At 39.6% G+C, this 16,924-nt stretch carries 16 protein-coding genes; all 16 read right to left on the reverse strand.

The genetic code is table 11. From position 1 onward, the window contains the following. Positions 1–42: 42 nt before the first annotated feature. The 16 genes from murD to AB1H92_RS10375 all read right to left on the reverse strand — a co-directional run bounded on the left by murD (position 43) and on the right by AB1H92_RS10375 (position 16,801). Positions 43–1,392 (reverse strand): UDP-N-acetylmuramoyl-L-alanine--D-glutamate ligase, encoded by a 1,350-nt coding sequence (gene murD, locus AB1H92_RS10300; RefSeq protein WP_115360381.1) that lies wholly within the window; start codon positions 1,390–1,392, stop codon positions 43–45. Beyond that, positions 1,393–2,364 (reverse strand): phospho-N-acetylmuramoyl-pentapeptide-transferase, encoded by a 972-nt coding sequence (gene mraY, locus AB1H92_RS10305; protein ID WP_115360380.1) that lies wholly within the window; start codon positions 2,362–2,364, stop codon positions 1,393–1,395. A 138-nt stretch (positions 2,365–2,502) separates the two neighbouring features. After that, positions 2,503–4,398 (reverse strand): penicillin-binding transpeptidase domain-containing protein, encoded by a 1,896-nt coding sequence (locus tag AB1H92_RS10310; protein WP_115360379.1) that lies wholly within the window; start codon positions 4,396–4,398, stop codon positions 2,503–2,505. Positions 4,399–4,471: 73 nt separating this feature from the next. Next, complete coding sequence (locus tag AB1H92_RS10315; RefSeq protein WP_243835599.1) at positions 4,472–6,700, reverse strand: penicillin-binding protein; 2,229 nt, start codon at positions 6,698–6,700, stop codon at positions 4,472–4,474. Beyond that, positions 6,697–7,068, reverse strand: coding sequence for a cell division protein FtsL (gene ftsL / locus AB1H92_RS10320; RefSeq protein ID WP_115360377.1), 372 nt, complete (start codon positions 7,066–7,068; stop codon positions 6,697–6,699). Before ftsL ends, AB1H92_RS10315 begins: the two co-directional genes overlap by 4 nt. Next, complete coding sequence (gene rsmH / locus AB1H92_RS10325) at positions 7,059–8,015, reverse strand: 16S rRNA (cytosine(1402)-N(4))-methyltransferase RsmH (RefSeq protein WP_115360376.1); 957 nt, start codon at positions 8,013–8,015, stop codon at positions 7,059–7,061. The genes ftsL and rsmH overlap by 10 nt, the downstream gene beginning before the upstream one ends. Positions 8,016–8,042: 27 nt before the next feature. Further along, positions 8,043–8,474 carry a division/cell wall cluster transcriptional repressor MraZ gene (gene mraZ / locus AB1H92_RS10330; protein ID WP_075528508.1) on the reverse strand — a complete coding sequence of 144 codons (432 nt, stop codon included), beginning with the start codon at positions 8,472–8,474 and terminating at the stop codon, positions 8,043–8,045. 232 nt (positions 8,475–8,706) lie between these two features. Then, positions 8,707–10,326 (reverse strand): bacillithiol biosynthesis cysteine-adding enzyme BshC, encoded by a 1,620-nt coding sequence (gene bshC, locus AB1H92_RS10335; protein ID WP_115360375.1) that lies wholly within the window; start codon positions 10,324–10,326, stop codon positions 8,707–8,709. Between the two features lie 180 nt (positions 10,327–10,506). After that, on the reverse strand, positions 10,507–10,893 hold the full coding sequence (locus AB1H92_RS10340; protein ID WP_166739528.1) for a DUF3397 family protein: 387 nt from the start codon (positions 10,891–10,893) through the stop codon (positions 10,507–10,509). Then, entirely contained in the window at positions 10,893–11,792 is a 900-nt protein-coding gene (locus AB1H92_RS10345; protein ID WP_166739529.1) for a ketopantoate reductase family protein, read from the reverse strand. Before AB1H92_RS10345 ends, AB1H92_RS10340 begins: the two co-directional genes overlap by 1 nt. 87 nt (positions 11,793–11,879) lie before the next feature. Then, positions 11,880–13,421, reverse strand: a complete 1,542-nt coding sequence (locus tag AB1H92_RS10350) for an acyl-CoA carboxylase subunit beta (protein WP_115360372.1) — start codon at positions 13,419–13,421, stop codon at positions 11,880–11,882. A 40-nt stretch (positions 13,422–13,461) separates the two neighbouring features. Further along, positions 13,462–13,674, reverse strand: coding sequence for an acetyl-CoA carboxylase biotin carboxyl carrier protein subunit (locus AB1H92_RS10355; protein WP_115360371.1), 213 nt, complete (start codon positions 13,672–13,674; stop codon positions 13,462–13,464). Next, positions 13,671–15,032 (reverse strand): acetyl/propionyl/methylcrotonyl-CoA carboxylase subunit alpha, encoded by a 1,362-nt coding sequence (locus AB1H92_RS10360; protein WP_115360370.1) that lies wholly within the window; start codon positions 15,030–15,032, stop codon positions 13,671–13,673. Before AB1H92_RS10360 ends, AB1H92_RS10355 begins: the two co-directional genes overlap by 4 nt. A gap of 136 nt (positions 15,033–15,168) precedes the next feature. Then, positions 15,169–15,936 (reverse strand): enoyl-CoA hydratase/isomerase family protein, encoded by a 768-nt coding sequence (locus AB1H92_RS10365; RefSeq protein ID WP_115360369.1) that lies wholly within the window; start codon positions 15,934–15,936, stop codon positions 15,169–15,171. Between the two features lie 134 nt (positions 15,937–16,070). Further along, entirely contained in the window at positions 16,071–16,244 is a 174-nt protein-coding gene (gene rpmF / locus AB1H92_RS10370) for a 50S ribosomal protein L32 (protein WP_075528516.1), read from the reverse strand. 26 nt (positions 16,245–16,270) lie between these two features. Further along, positions 16,271–16,801: a DUF177 domain-containing protein gene (locus tag AB1H92_RS10375; protein ID WP_115360368.1), complete on the reverse strand. Its 531-nt coding sequence runs from the start codon at positions 16,799–16,801 to the stop codon at positions 16,271–16,273. Between the last annotated feature and the right edge of the window lie 123 nt (positions 16,802–16,924).

Consider the following 16,924-nt stretch of genomic DNA (forward strand, 5'->3'; position numbering starts at 1 on the left):
CAATCGTGTTTTTAATGCTAACTATTTTTCACTTGATGGCTATTAAAGGGACATGACCGCGTCAATAAATTTATCTCCACGTACCTCAAAGCTTGCATATTCATCCCAACTTGCACTTGCTGGCGATAACAAAATAATATCCTTTTCCGAAGATAAGTCGTGAGCCAGCTGAACAGCGTGCTCCATTGTTGTTGCTTCTTCAACACTTTTTATTCCACACGACTGGGCAAATTCAGCAAATCTTTTTTTCGTTTCACCAAGCGCGACAACAGCTTTCACATTATCCATATAAGGTCTCAGTTCTTCGAATGAATGCCCTCGATCCAAGCCGCCAGCTATCAAGACGATTGGACTGTCAAAAGCGGCTAACGCACTTTTAGTAGCCAATGTGTTCGTTGCTTTCGAATCGTTATAATATTTTCTACCGTGTAATTCCTTCACAAACTGCATACGATGCTTTACCCCCGTGAAAGAACTGAGCACATCAATAATTGCGGATTTCTCACAGCCTAGCAAGATTGCCGCAGCTGCCGCAGATAATATATTTTCCAGATTATGCTTTCCTGGTAGTTTAATAACTGAACGACTAATAAAAGGTTCGCCATTCCAATATATTTCATGTTCATCTGCTGATATGCCATAGTCTTTCTTTCCCTCAACGGAAAAAGGTATTTTAATTGCATTAGAGCGTGCCGCAATTTCTCGTACAGGAGCTTGGTCGGCATTATAAATCAGGAAATCATCATCGATTTGATGCGCTGTAATTTGTGCTTTCGCTTGACTATATGCCTCAAAATTCCCATGATAATCAAGATGTGCGTCATATAAATTTGTAATCATCGCGATTTTAGGTCGAAATGTTTCAACCCCCATTAATTGAAATGAAGACGCTTCTAGCACAATGACGTTCTCTTCTTTAGCCTCTTGGGCAACTGAACAAGCAACAGTTCCTATGTTCCCTGCAATGAGTGGTTTCTCATTCCCAATACTCAACATGTGGTACAACAAAGTCGTCGTCGTCGTTTTTCCATTCGAACCCGTAATCCCGACAATTGGCGCTTCGCTAATTTGATAAGCAACCTCAATTTCGGTCCAAATCGGAATCTTCTTTTCTATCGCCTGTTGAATCATGCTATTCGTATAAGGGATTCCAGGATTTTTAACGATGACAGTAAAGTCCTCATCTAACAAATCAGTCGGATGCCCGCCACAAATTACTCGAACACCTTCTTTTAATAAAGCAGAAGCTTCCGCGTTATTCTCTAAAGGTGAAGCATCGTTTACTGTCACTTCAGCGCCCAGTGAGTGGAGTAGTTTCGCAGCCGCGTAACCACTCTTCGCTAAACCGAGCACAAGAATTTTTTGCCCTTTAAACTGTTCGGTGTTTTTCATTTACATTACCTCCATCAAGACAGGAACAAGAACTGCTACAAAAGCGACACTCCAGAAAACGATAACCACTTTCCATTCAGACCAACCTGATAACTCAAAATGGTGGTGAATTGGACTCATTTTAAAGACACGTTTTCCTGTCAATTTAAAACTAATCACTTGAATAATAACGGATAATGTTTCAACGACGTACACGATCCCGATAATTAGAAGTAACAGTTCCTGCTTGATAAGCACGGAAATCATTGCAATTGCTCCACCAAGCGCAAGCGATCCCGTGTCCCCCATAAAGACTTTAGCCGGCTTCATATTGAATAATAAGAAGCCAAGCATTGCGCCTGCGACAGCAAACGAAAATAATGCAACATCATCTTGACCATATTGAAGTGCAAAAACACCTAATCCTCCGAAGGCAACTGTAGATGTCCCTGCAACTAGACCATCCAGTCCGTCTGTTATGTTAACAGCATTGGAGAATCCAACAAGCCAAAAGATTAGAAATGCAACATAAAAGATTCCTAAATCAAATTTAATGTCAAGGAATGGGATAGCGACTGTCGTTTCAAAAGGCCCCATTTTCAGTAAAAAGAAAACTAAAATTGCAACAACAATTTGTCCAATCAATTTCTGTAGAGACGTCAATCCTAAGTTTCTTTTTAAAACAACAATGATGAAATCATCAATAAAACCGATAATCCCAAATCCAATTAAAACAAGCAAAAGAACGATTGTTTGAGTAGTCATTACACCAAATATGTATGAAAGAAATAATGTTGAAAATACAATTGAGGTGAGGAAAATTAGACCACCCATTGTCGGTGTTCCTGCTTTTTTCTGATGGGCTTTTGGTCCCTCTTCTCGGATGCTTTGCCCAAATTTCATGCGTCTTAAAGCTGGTATAATTCCGAATCCGGAAATCGCTGAAAGTATAAACGCTACGGCAATCACCGTAAAAGTCATAGCTAATGTCATGATTTTTTCTCCTTCTATCTTCTGAAACAGTGACTTCACGCACTCTGTGTCAGTAACATTGAAATAAATAGTATATAAAAAGCGGAGCAAAGGCCACCATAAACCTCACGATTTGATGGCCTTTGAATTCCTCTTAAGTTATTCAGTATAAACATGAATGACATCATCGACACTAATTAATGTATCGACAGCTGGCATTTGGTATTTAACTTTTTCTCCAGAACCATGCCATTTAATCTGGTACGTGTATAATTGAGTACGCACTGTTTCCTTCGTCATTCCAGTTAAATCTGGAACACGATGGGTAATTTCGTCACCCCATCGGTAGTCTTTTTCAAGTTGATTTTCTCTTTTCGTGATTCCGGCAATTGGTGCAATTTCTTCAATAATCCTACCAACAATTGGCGCTGCAATCACCCCGCCAAATTGTACAGAGTTTTTGGGATTATCAACCGCAACATAGACAAGAAGTTCTGGGTCATCCGCCGGCGCAAAACCAATGAAAGAAACGATGTATTCTCCATCTTTATAAGTTCCATCCACGACTTTTTGTGCCGTTCCGGTTTTACCGCCTACCCGCAATCCATCTGTAAATGCACTTCGCCCTGAACCGTTTGCTACAACAGATTCCAATGCTTCCCTTACTTGGACAGATGTTTCTTCGCTAATTACTTTCTTTTTCAATTCGGGTTCGAACGTTCGTAAAGTTTTTCCATTAGCGTCTACGATTTCCTTTACAATATACGGTTTATATAAATTCCCACCATTTATCGCAGCGGCTACAGCTTGCACTTGTTGAATTGGCGTTACCGAAATTCCTTGACCAAAAGAAGTGGTCGCCTGTTCAACAGGTCCAAATGCTTCTTTTGAAAAAAGGATTCCTTTTGACTCTCCTGCGATTCCTGAGTCCGTTGTACGGCCAAAACCAAAATCCTCTATATATTGGTTTAGCTTTTCTCCGCCTAATCGTTGACCAATTGTGACGAAACCAGGGTTACAGGAATTTTCAACAACCTCTAAAAATGTTTGTTGTCCGTGCCCTTCTCTTTTCCAACAGCGAAGTCTTGCATTTGCAACACGCACAAAACCTGGGTCATGGAAATTTTCTTTATGAAGATTTATCACTTGTTCTTCAATCCCAGCAGCGAGTGTAATAATTTTAAATGTGGACCCTGGTTCAAATGTCATCCAAACCGGTAAGTTTCGATTATAAATACTCGGGTCAACTTGTTGATAATCTGCTGGATGAAAAGTAGGAGCTGAAGCCAACGAGAGCAACTCCCCTGTTTTAGGATTCATCACGATGGCAAGTGCTTGTGTTGCTTCAAACTTTTCCATTGCTTGTAATAATTCTCGCTCTACAATTTGTTGCATTTCTAGATCAATTGTTAAACCAACTGAAGCGCCTTCAGCCCCCGTTTTAAAACCGTCATCTACATGTGGCAAAGGAATTCCTTTAGCATCTGTATACAGTCGAATTCGATCCCCTGTGCCTTGCAAAAAATCATCGTACGCATACTCGATACCAGCTAAACCTTGACCATCATAACCTGTAAAACCGAGTAATCTTGACAAGGCTTCCTTTTTAGGATAATACCTAACAAAATCTACACCTGTATAAAGCCCCGGGATTTGTAATTTAGCAATCTCATCGGCTTGTTTTTTCGTAATATTTTTTCCTTCTGGCGCGATTTTAACCATATATGTTTTTTGTGATAACTTTTTTTCTAGTTCCTTCGCATCTGCCCGTAATATTTCCGCTAAGGTTGATGCGACATGTTGAGCATCCGGATTCTGTGCTGGCATGTAGTACAAGGTTGGAGCAAGTTGATTCCCTACAATCAGTTCACCATTGCGATCTAAAATACTTCCACGCATTCCACCGAACGGTATTTCGATATCCCAGTTTTCTTCAGCACGTCCTTTTAAAAATTCATGTTTAATAATTTGAACATGAAATAACTTAATTAATACTGCACAACTAAGTATAAGGAATATAACAAATACCGCTCGTAACCTCTTTTTCGTTTGCAATTCTATAAATTTCTGCAGCGCCTACACCTCACGTTTTTCTACTAACGTATGAGATAGGTAGAATTGCTATTCATCAACCACCGATAATCGTCTCTTCATCGTCCTCTAATTCAGTACCCTGTTTATATATTTCAGCAGGGTGTTGAAGGTGAATTACGACTGGTTCTTTTGTTGAAACAATAATTCCAGGCGATAAACTTTGCTCCGTAACATATCCGTCACCAACAATTCTAATATCAAGACCTGTTAACATTTTAAATGACAAGACCATTTTCTTTGACCATCCCTTAAACGATGGTAAGGTTGTTTCACCTTCAGTCTTCAATAATACTACAGAATCCTTAGCAAGCTTTGCTCCATTTTCTGGATACTGTACCAATACTGGACCACCTTCGCCAATAATGACTGGAGTATATCCCATTTTCTCTAGTTCAGTTCTCGCTTCAGATACATCCTGTTTAGTATAATCTCCAATCTTTGGCGCTTCAATAGGTTCCTCTCCATCTGGTACGATATTCATATATTTCAAGCTACTCTCCATCACAGATTTAAATAACTTCGCAACCGGATCAGAGCCGATTTCGCCTGGTTTTAATTTGGGTTGTTGAACGATGATATACGTAATTAACTGTGGATCTTCAGCAGGTGCCATACCAATAAAAGAATATAAATAGTTTCCGTGGCCAGATAAATAGCCGCCTCTACCACTCGGAATTTCGGCTGTTCCCGTTTTGCCTGCCAATGTATAGCCGTCCAATGCAAATCTTCTACCCGTTCCACCCTCAGCTGTTACCGTCGTTGCAAGGACTTCCCTTACTTGTTCAGCAGTTGCTTTTGAAATCGGACTTTCTTTCTTAACCGGTTTTTTACTTTCTATGATTTCACCTGTATTTGGATTTTTAATTTCACTAATGACGTACGGCTTCATCATAACTCCATCATTCGCAATCGCAGTTGCAGCTTGAATCATTTGTATTGGGGTCACTGTTGACCCTTGTCCATAAGAAGTCGTTAATCTCTCGGAGGGATAATGATCTAAAATAGTACCTGTTGCCTCATTTGGTAAATCGATTTCTGTTTTCTTACCAAAGCCAAATCGATTGATATAATCTATAAATGTTCGGTCACCAATTTTTTCAAGTAAGTACGCCATTGAAACGTTTGAAGACCGTTGGAATCCTTCCAAATAGGTGATTGTTCCCCACCCTGTTCGATTATGATCACGAATCGTTCTATCATAAAGTGTATATTGACCCGACTTAAAATACGCATTTGGATTCCATTTATTTTCTTCAATGGCAGCTGCCAATGTGAAAATCTTCAATGTAGAACCAGGTTCTATCGTATTTTCTACCGCTTCATTCAACCAATTTGATGTTAAACCTTCCCGTGTAGCAGGGTCAAAAGCTGGTCTTTGACTCATTGCGACAATTGCACCTGTTTCTGGATCTGCCACAATCGCTAACATCTTTTTAGGGGCGTATTCCTGCTCAATTTCGTACATTGCATCCTCAACAAAATTTTGAATCGTTTTGTCGATGGTTAGCTTAATATCAAAACCATCTTGGGCAGGAACGACTGCCTTTTCTGATTTAGGCAAAGTAAAGCCCCATTTATCCGACTGAAATTCGACTTTCCCATCCGTTCCGGTTAGCTCTTTATCGTAGGTAGCCTCGAGTCCCATTTTTCCTACTGTTTTAAATTGGTTATTTTCATCCAACTCCTTTTGAGCAAAACCAACAAGATAGGAGGCAAATACACCATTCGGATAAAACCTTTTCTTTTCCTCTAAAAATAAAATACCAGGGAGCTTTTCGTCTCTTTCAGCTAATTCTTCTTTTATCGCAAGAACAGTTTCGTGACTAACTTCATTTCCTGCCTTACCGAACTCAACTTGCTTCCTTATATTTTTCTTAATATCCTCTTCGGTTCTTGTTATTCGTTTTATTAAATCAGCTTTATCCATCGGAATATATTTAGCCAATATTTCCGCTGTCCTCTCGGAATCATCAACATGTCTGATGACATTTTTATCACTAAGTGTTTCATCTAGTACTGCAACTAAGCGATAACTAAGCGTATCGGAGGCAATTAACTCGCCATTTCTATCAAGAATTCTCCCCCGATCTGCAGTTAACACTGATTCTCTTGCATATTTCGCTTCTGCTAATGAGGCGAGCGCCTTCCCCTCAGCCTCTCCAGTTATTTGGATAAATAATAATCGGCCAAATAAAAGAAAAAAGAGCCCTCCATAAGCAATAAACATTAGAAAGGCTCCCCATTGGAATCGAAACTTCTTCATCGCCCAGGCACTACCTTCACGTTTTTCTCGTTCAGATTTAGTCCAAGTTCTCTCGCTTTCTCCCACACTTTCTCATGTGTAGATTGCTCTTTTACTTGGATGGACAATTGTGTATTTAGTTTTGATTGCTGTTCAATTTGACTGCCAATTGTTTGCACTTCCCGATTCAAATCATTTAACTGACCTTCCGTATGCAAAATCACAGATGAAAAGATAACGAGAAGGGAAGCGAATGCTACAAATAACACTTTTTCGCCAGGTGAAAATAACTTTCGCGCTCGCTGTTCTCCCTGTTGCCTCTCGGGTGTTTCAGGCATTTTTGGTTCATGTACGTGTGTTGAGACAAACTTTCTTTGTTCTAACGCCATTCCTTAACTTCCCCCTTCATCTTTTCAGCAATTCTTAATTTCGCAGATCTTGCTCTTTTATTTTTTTCTATTTCTTCTTCTGTTGGAATCATTGGCTTCCGGGTGATGAGCTTTAAGATTGGCTCCATTCCTTCCGGGATAACGGGTAAATTCCTTGGTAAATCAGGTAAAGACGAAGCCTCTTTAAATATTTCTTTACATAGCCTGTCCTCTAACGAATGAAAAGTAATGACACTAATCCTTCCACCTGGTTTCAATAAAGTAATTGCATCAGTTAACGAATCTTCTGCAGCACCGAGTTCATCATTTACCGCAATCCGAACTGCTTGAAACACTCTTCTTGCCGGATGCCCACCTGTTCTTCGTGTAGCGGCTGGAATGCCACTTTTCACAAGTTCAGCTAATTCTGCAGTCGTCCGAATAGGTGACTCTTTACGTGCGGCTTCAATCTTTCTAGCAATCCCTTTTGAAAACCGCTCTTCTCCATATCGGTAAAAAATCCGGACAAGATCTTCGTAGGACCAATGATTAATAACGTCATAAGCCGTTAAACTGGCATCTTGATTCATCCGCATATCTAGCGGTGCATCATGATGATAACTAAACCCTCGCTCCGGGGTATCTAGTTGAGGGGAAGAAACCCCTAAGTCGTACAAAATACCATCCACTTGCGTAATTCCAATTTTGTTTAATTCATCTTTTAAATCCCTAAAATTCGCATGAATAAAAGTGATTTTTGATAAATAATTTTGTAATCTTTCTTTTGCTACTTCAATAGCTGTCGTGTCTTGGTCAAAGCAAATCAGTCGACCTTTTTCAGAAAGTCTTTTCACAATTTCCTTACTATGTCCTGCTCCGCCAAGGGTACAGTCCACGTAAATGCCGTCTTCTTTAATATTTAACCCGTCGACGGCTTCATCGAGCAATACTGTCGTGTGATTGAACATTTGAGTCCGCCTGCTTTCATGTATTTTTTAAAAATCAAAGTCGATAATATTTTCCGCAATATCGTTGAAAGATTCTTCGGACTCATCATAATAATCATCCCATAAATGCTTCGCCCATATCTCAATACGGCCCGAAACACCTATGACAACACAATCTTTTTCAACTTTTGCATAGTTTCGTAAAGATGCTGGAATATTGATGCGCCCTTGCTTGTCCAACTCTACTTCTGTCGCGCCTGAAAAGAAAAAGCGGGTAAATGCACGTGCATCTTTCTTTGTAACTGGTAACGCTCTTAGCTTTTTCTCAAGAATTTTCCATTCATCCATCGGGTACCCGAAGAGACAGTTATCTAGGCCACGAGTCAATACAAAACTACCGCCTAAATGTTCCCGAAATTTTGAGGGAACAATTAAACGACCCTTTGTATCGACAGTATGTTGATATTCACCCATAAACATACTCTTCACCCCACTATGTAAAATAAATGTACCACATCCCCCCACATTCCTCCACCTAAAACCTAAAAATATTTATGATTATCTTTAAAATGTGCCTATCGACTTATTTACAGTGAGATTGGTTTCTAAATTTAAGCATTTTACTTATGACTTATAGTGAAAATCCTTATATAAGCTTCCAACAAAAAAACTCATCTTGCATTTTCTGCAAGATGAGTTCCAGCCTTCAAGATTACAAATAGATTACGTAATGAGATCCATCATTTTCCAATGGAAGTGCAAGTAAATCTTTAATTAGAGAAGGACCATATTGATTTAAATAAACATAAGGGTGATATATTCGTTCCTGCAATTGACCATTCGGAAATAATTCGGACGCCATCTTATCGAACTTCCGTATTGCAACTTCGTGTTTCATATAAAGTGTATCTTCATACTTATGTTTTAAATAGTTGAATTGCTTTGCATGGTATGACAAATTTTGTTGAAGTAATTCATTCATCATCTTCTCTTCTTGGCCGAACCATTCACTTAATCGTTCGTACTCCATTGCTAACTTCTCTTCCATCTTGTTGATTTCTTCTATAAAATTATCGTCACGCAACTTTTCTAGATAAGCGATTTTTTCATTTGTAGCAGCACCGCCCATGACTTCTTCGACTGTTAGAGAATTCTCCCTTAACACCTTCTCAGTTTGTCGAGACACTAATGTTATGGACATCCGCGGAACAAATATCGGCATTTTTAGCCCTAAATGATGAAATGCGTTTTTTAAAACTGCCCAGTATGCTAATTCGCCCGCTCCTCCTATAAATGCCAGAACAGGGAATACTAACTCTTGCATCAACGGCCGGGAAGCTACATTATTACTCAAAAATGTCGGTTGGTTCTTTGCAATCTCAAGTAACTTTTCTTCAGTGAATTGAATTCCCACGCTGTCATTGACAAATTCGCCATCTCTTCGACTGAGTAACATTCGCCCTGTTTCATGAACATAAAACAAATTTGTTGCATCTTCTTGTGCATCAATCGGTATTCCAAATCCATCGAACTGAAATTGTTTCTCTGTTTCTACAATAGAGGACGCAATATCTCCAGACGCTTGAATGAGTTTGCAAAAATACTCACTTTCTAATGTTCGTAATGGCCCGTACGCCGCATCTATAAATAACAATCCTTCATCAGCAAAGAAACCATTCATTAATCGGACAAAAAAACCAGTAAATGTCATTTCCTTATCTATAGCTTCTAATACTTCGGTTAAACACTTTTCTGTGTGAGAAGTTTCACCAAATTTCTCGAAAATCCCCTTCACAAAGTCAACCATTTTATCACGCTCAAACTGTGCGTCTGATGCCATTAATTTCATTACAAATTTATCTTGTATTTGTTCTTTTATCACTTGACCATTCACTTCAGAATAAACGTGATTAATTTCATGTAAATCATGGTCTTCTCCAGCAACCCAAAACACAGGAATAACTGGGATGCCAAGCGTTTCACGTTGTTCTTTGGCATGCATGATCACCGTTATTGCCTTATGGACAGAATAGAGTGGGCCTGTTAATACGCCAGCTTGCTGCCCCCCCACGACTGTTACCGCATCATCTCGCATAAGATCATCAATATGTTTGTTTGCGGTAGAGGATAATCCAAATGGCGTCATAAATTCGCGTATGACATTTGCAAGTTCTGTACGTTTAAAATCGCGCTCCTTAAGTTCTTTCACCCTTTGTTTGTAAGAACTGTCTTCATTTCCGTAATCAAAATACTTATGTAAAAACGTCTCATTATGTCGATAAGCATGCAATACTTTATTTTGGATAGGCGATTCAATTTTTTCAAGTTTCATTTTCCAAGCCCCTTTACGTCAATCTCACTCCAATGAGTATACCATTCAACACCAAGCGGTTAAAAAAAAACGCTTATACCCTTAAATAATAATCTATATTGCATGATATTAGCGGCACCTATAAAATGTGAGATTCCCTTCTATGCACTCCCAATCCATCAGTTTGCAATGGCGACTAAACTACGTAACATACTCAATAATTTTCAATACTAAGCCAGTCATCATGAGTATTAAATATGCCGGAATCAATAAAATGAAATACAAACGCCATACCTTACGAATAAGACGAATGACTTGAAATTCTTTTACACGTCTTCGTTCAAAGATTGCATACATAATAATTATAGAAAGGGCCAATATGACAATCGTAAACCCAACACCATCACCAAATATCGTATAAGCGATTAGATAGACAGATAAAAATAAAAAAGGAGTTGTCAAATCTGCAATTTTTCTAACTGTAGGTGTGTGTCCGAAACGTCGATAAAAAAATTGTAAACAAACACTTACGATAAATGGAAATATGACGATAACGGCAATTACATTGGAGAAAAGCATACTAACCATTAGCATTTTACCTTCTCGTCAAAGGCGAGTAATATCCTTTCATAATTCTTTAAGAGCGGTAACTCACGTTGTGTAAGTTGCGCTTTTTGAATCGTTGCCGATACAATCGTTTCAATTTCCATAGGTCGTTTCGCTAAACGATCCATTAACATAGACGAATGATTGCGAGCAGTATTACGGCACACCGACTCAACAGCAGTAAACGGTAACTCTTTCCTCATTTCAGTAAAAGCTTGCATCAATTCTTCATAAAGTTCTTTCATCAATTGATGACCGTAAGGATTCGTAAGTAATTCTCCATTCGTTATCCCTAAAATGGTCGTAAGCGGATTAATTAAACAATTAATCAGCACTTTTCTCAATAAAATATGTTCTCCATTGGGATGTCGAATAACAGGAAATCTATCATTACTAGCTTTCTCTATGATATTAAATTTGTTTTTGTCACCAAATCTTTCGCCTATTGTTAGATTGCCCACACCGTTATGATGCACAGTCCGATGATCACTTTTGAGCGCACCATGTTCAACAGTTGCAAATGCAACGTGAGGAAACTCACATTCTTCGACAAGATTCAAATGTCCAATGCCATTTTGAATGAATAGTAACGGTGTTCTAATTTCCTTTTCCCTGAATTCATTTAAAACTGTTTTTAAATCTGAATACTTTACAGCAACTACTACCAATTTTGCAGTCGCAGCCTCCGTCAATCCGGTAACAGCACTCACTGTTACTACACTTCCTGTCCCATCTTCATGGACGCGACAAATTCCTTCTTCATTAATCCGTTCTTTTTGCTCATCACTTCGGACAATCATCGTTACGTCCAAGCCCGATTCCGATAAATATGAACCCATTAACATCCCGATCGAGCCGGCTCCTACAACTGCAATATCCATTCTCATATCTCCTTCCTAGGTTGTTAAATCTTCACCAATTATCTCCATAATAATAGCCCGCACGAATGCGGGCTATGTCAATATTCATTATACAGGATAAACTGGATGTTTACGCGGTGGTTGCGGTAGATTTTTGGTACTGTACAATTTGAGACGATCTGCGAGCACTTCTCTTAAGCTAGATGGCGATACAATTTCATCAATAATTAATTCTGAAGCTAATTTATATATATCGATTTCTTCTTTGTATTCTTTATGTTTTTCTTGCACAAATGCAATTTTTTCTTTTGGATCTTCTATCGCCTCAATATGATTTGAATAGACAGCATTTACCGCCGCCTCCGGTCCCATAACCGCAATTTGAGCAGTTGGCAACGCAATGCACACATCCGGCTCGAAAGCTGGACCTGCCATTGCATATAGACCTGCACCGTATGCTTTTCTCACAATTACAGATATTTTCGGCACCGTGGCAGAACTCATGGCCATAATAAGTTTTGCACCATGACGAATAATCCCCGCACGTTCCACGCTCGTTCCAATCATAAAGCCAGGTACATCCGCTAGGAAAAGAAGCGGAATTGAGAACGCATCACATAGGTTAATAAACTTCGTTGCTTTGTCTGCTGAGTCGACAAAGAGAACGCCGCCTTTCACTTTTGGTTGGTTCGCAATAATCCCTACAGGTTGCCCGTCAATACGCGCAAGTCCAGTAATAATTTCCGGAGCAAATCGTTTTTTGATATCATAAAAACTTCCCTCGTCAATTAACGCATCAATGGCCTCATACATATCAAACGGAGCATTTTGGTTTTCTGGGATAATCTCTTCTAACGTTCGACCCGCTACCGCTTCTATCGATTCTTTAACCTCTGGCTTTTCAGTATAATTTGCTGGAAAATATGTTAAATAACGACGCGCCTCCGAGATTGCTTCTTGCTCATTAGCGGCAAGTACATCTCCACAGCCACTTACCGAGCAGTGCATGCGCGCACCACCCATTTCCTCTAATGTCACTTTTTCACCAATCACTTTTTCCGCCATACGCGGCGAACCGAGATACATCGACGCATTTCCATCGACCATAATAACAATATCACAAAATGCCGGGATATAAGCGCCACCTGCCGCTGATGGACCGAATAGGATACAAATTTGCGGAATAAATCCGGACAACCTCACTTGGTTGTGGAATATTTTCCCAGCCCCGCGACGATTTGGAAACATATCTAACTGATCGGTAATACGCGCACCTGCTGAGTCAACAAGATAAAGCATCGGCACTTGATTTTTTTCTGCTACTTCTTGAATTCTAATTATTTTCTCAACTGTCTTCGCACCCCATGAACCAGCTTTTACAGTTGAATCATTCGCCATTACACAGACAGTTTGGCCATTCACTTTCCCCATCGCTGTCACAACACCGTCTGCTGGCAAATCTCCTGCTTCATAATTCGCGAAGCGGCCATCTTCCGTATACTCTCCGTTATCAAAAAGTAATTCTAATCGTTCTCTGACAAACAGCTTATTTTGCGTTTTTAAACGCTCATGATATTTCGGAGCTCCCCCTGCAAAAATTTCTTTAAGTTTGTCTTCTAACTCTGCATTGTATGTCATTGTTTCTACCATTTCATTCCCTCCCACTGATGAATTCCCTTTGTCAATCTATTTATTCTAAAGTAACTAGTACGTCCCCTTCATTCACAAAATCTCCAGCATTAGCGTTTATCTCTGCGACCTTTCCAGCAACTTCAGCCTCAACTGGAATTTCCATTTTCATAGATTCAAGTACCATCACAACTTGTCCAACTTCTACATCGTCCCCAACATTTACATTTACCGTAAAAACAGATCCCGCCATGGTTGATTTTAATTGTGTCATTTTACCGTTTCCCCTTTCTGAGCTGTCAGCCAATCTTCAACGATTGATGTCGTATACGTACCTTGAATAAAAGATTCTTCATTAAGAATCTCTGTAAAAAATGGTAGATTCGTTTTTAACCCTTCTATATTCAATGTAGATAAATAGGCTTTTGATTTTTCAATTGCCTCTTCCCTCGTAGGTGCATGTACAATTACTTTGGATATTAACGGATCATAAAATGGCGTTACTTTTCCGTTTTCTGCATACCCATTATCTACCCGAATATCTTCGTCATGCCCAAGGTCTAATTTTGTAATTTCCCCTGGCGAAGGCATGAAAGTTTTTGGATCTTCCGCATAAACACGGAATTCAAGTGCATGCCCATTCAGTTTAATTTGCTGTTGGTCTTTTACCGGTAATTCATTTCCTCTAGCAACTTCAATTTGCCACTCTACAAGGTCGTACCCAGTAACTTCTTCAGTAATTGGATGTTCAACCTGCAATCGAGTATTCATTTCTAGAAAATAAATTTGTTCAGACTCATCAACAATAAACTCAACCGTGCCAGCATTTTTATAATTTACTGCTTTCGCTGCATTTACCGCAGCTTCAAACAGTTGTGCCCTTGCTTCTTCAGATAAACTAGGCGACGGCGATTCTTCTATCACTTTTTGATTTCGTCTTTGAACGGAACAGTTTCGCTCAAATAAATGGACAATATTTCCGTAATAATCTCCGAAAACTTGTACTTCAATATGTCTTGCATTCGTAATAAACTTCTCTAAAAAAACTGCATCGCTACCAAAATACATTTTCGCTCTATTTTTTACCGAGTCAAATTGTTGACCGAGCGCTTGCTCATCCTCACATCGAACCATGCCTACGCCCCCACCGCCAGCACTCGCTTTCAACATAACCGGATAGCCTATTTCTGCCGCAATACGTTTTGCATCTTCCAAAGAGGTGACCCCGTCATCTGTACCAGGAACAACCGGTACGGATGCTTCTTGCATCGTTTGACGAGCCTCTATTTTATCCCCCATTTTTTGAATCGTCGTCGCATCAGGACCGATAAAAATAATCCCAGCCTTTTGTACCTGTTCAACAAACATTGCATTCTCGGACAAAATTCCATATCCAGGGTGAATTGCATCGACATTTTCCCGAATTGCAATGTCTATAATTTCTTGCCCTTTTAGATAGGATTGCTGGATAGGCGGCGGACCTATAAGAAATGCATGATCCGCTTCTTTCACAAACGGCATTTCTGCATCTGCCTCCGAATAAACTGCAACCGTCTCAACCCCTAAACGCTTACACGTTTTGATGATTCGACTTGCAATTTCCCCACGATTTGCAATGAGCACTTTTTTCATATTTTATCCCCCTAACGTAATGAAAGTGAATTTCGCTCCCCACATTCTAGTTTACACGATAATAGAAAGCGTTTTCAACCTTTGTCTGAAAAAAACCACTTTTCCTACGTTTCAATCTACATAAAACAGATGTCCATCATTCCTTCGTACTTTTTCGAAGGAAGCGAGCAACCGCCTCGTGATGTGCATCACTTTCCCATAATACCGAACATTGTCGTGCTTCTTCTTGCATACGATCGCGTAAAAAGTCGGCTGTCCATTTTCGTATCGCTACTTTTTTATATGCCCTATGTACGGATGGGTGAATCGTAGACATTTTTTCAAGAAATTGCTGCAGTCCTTCCTCAGCACTACCTTCAAATAACGCCGTAGCCCATTCTACTTGAAGCATTTCCTCAGCACTATGTAACCTCGCTTCTGATAACAATTTGAATACGCGGTCATGCTTCCCATCTTTTTCAAACAGTAATGTTGCGCCACCCCATCCTGTAGTGATGGCTAACGTTCCTTGGATAAACCCTGCTTTCGCTTTTTTCGAGACAACTCGATAATCACATGCCATCGCGAGTTCACAACCTCCACCTACAGCTGTGCCATTTACAAGCGCAATGACAGGCATTGGTAACGTCGCTAACCGAAATAATACGTGAGCCATTCTACTTAACATCGGAAAAGCATCTTCCGCCGTCCATAATGTCTGATATTCTGATAAGTCTCCACCTGAACAAAAAGCTTCTTCTCCAACTCCCGTAACAACTACGTAAGAAATATCAGAATTGCCCTCAACTCGATCCAAGAAATTTTCTAAACCATTTACAACTTCTGTATTAATTGCATTTCTTCTTTCTGGACGATCAATAATAAATTTTGCAATCCCATTATTGAGTTCAATTTGATATGCCATTCTTGTGCACCCCTCTGCTTCTTTTTTTGATATTAAAAAAAGACTACCAAGAGCCATGGTCTCTAGGTAGCCTTTGAAAAGATACACTTCAAGTAATTGAAATGTCCTTTTTTAAAGTCATGGCCGAATCTTAATTATTCGCCAGCAACTTCTTTTCCTTTGTAGTGTCCGCATGATTTACAAATGCGGTGCGCTAATTTTAATTCGCCACAGTTATCACATGAAGTCATACCCGGTACTTGTAATTTCTTGTGAGTACGGCGTTGTTTTGTAACTGTTTTAGATGTTCTTCTTTTTGGTACAGCCATCTGGGGCACCTCCTTAAACGAACTCTTTATTCGTCTTTATTCTCAAAAAAATCTGCCAAACCTGCAAGTCTTGGATCTACTTTCGCTTTACTCTCTTCTAATTGGGCACTATACGCCTCGTCAGTCGTATATGACCAACCTCTCCCTTCTACCTTCCCCATGTCTTCAGCTTGTTCACTGTAAACTTGAAGCGGTATTTCAAGAAGGATTAGTTCTTCGAAAATAGGGTTCAACTCAACAAAATCCCCTTCGACAGGATGCATTTCATCATCTGCCTGAAGTACATTTTCATCCCAAGCGAAAGCCTCGAATGAATTGATTGTAAACGGGAACTCTGCGTCTTCCCAAGTCCGTGAGCATGGCAATGTCATCGTCCCTTCAAGTTGAAAGTTGCACTCGACTTTACCTTCACCGATTTTGCAACTCCCAGTTACGTGAACGGGAGCGATAGCCCGTATTTCGGGATTCCGTTTGATGACGGATTCAAGGTTCACCATTTCGTCAAATGGCATATGCCCTTGCCTGTATCTCTGCAATTGATTGATAGACCATTTCATGTCGATCACCTCAAGACAACATTCTTGATTATATAATGGGTAGAAAAAGATGTCAAGATATTTTCTTGTCACTTCATCATCCCAATAGGTATAATAAATTCATTGTAGCAAAGGAGTGAGCAT

This window comes from Sporosarcina pasteurii, assembly GCF_041295575.1.
Lineage (GTDB): Bacteria > Bacillota > Bacilli > Bacillales_A > Planococcaceae > Sporosarcina > Sporosarcina pasteurii.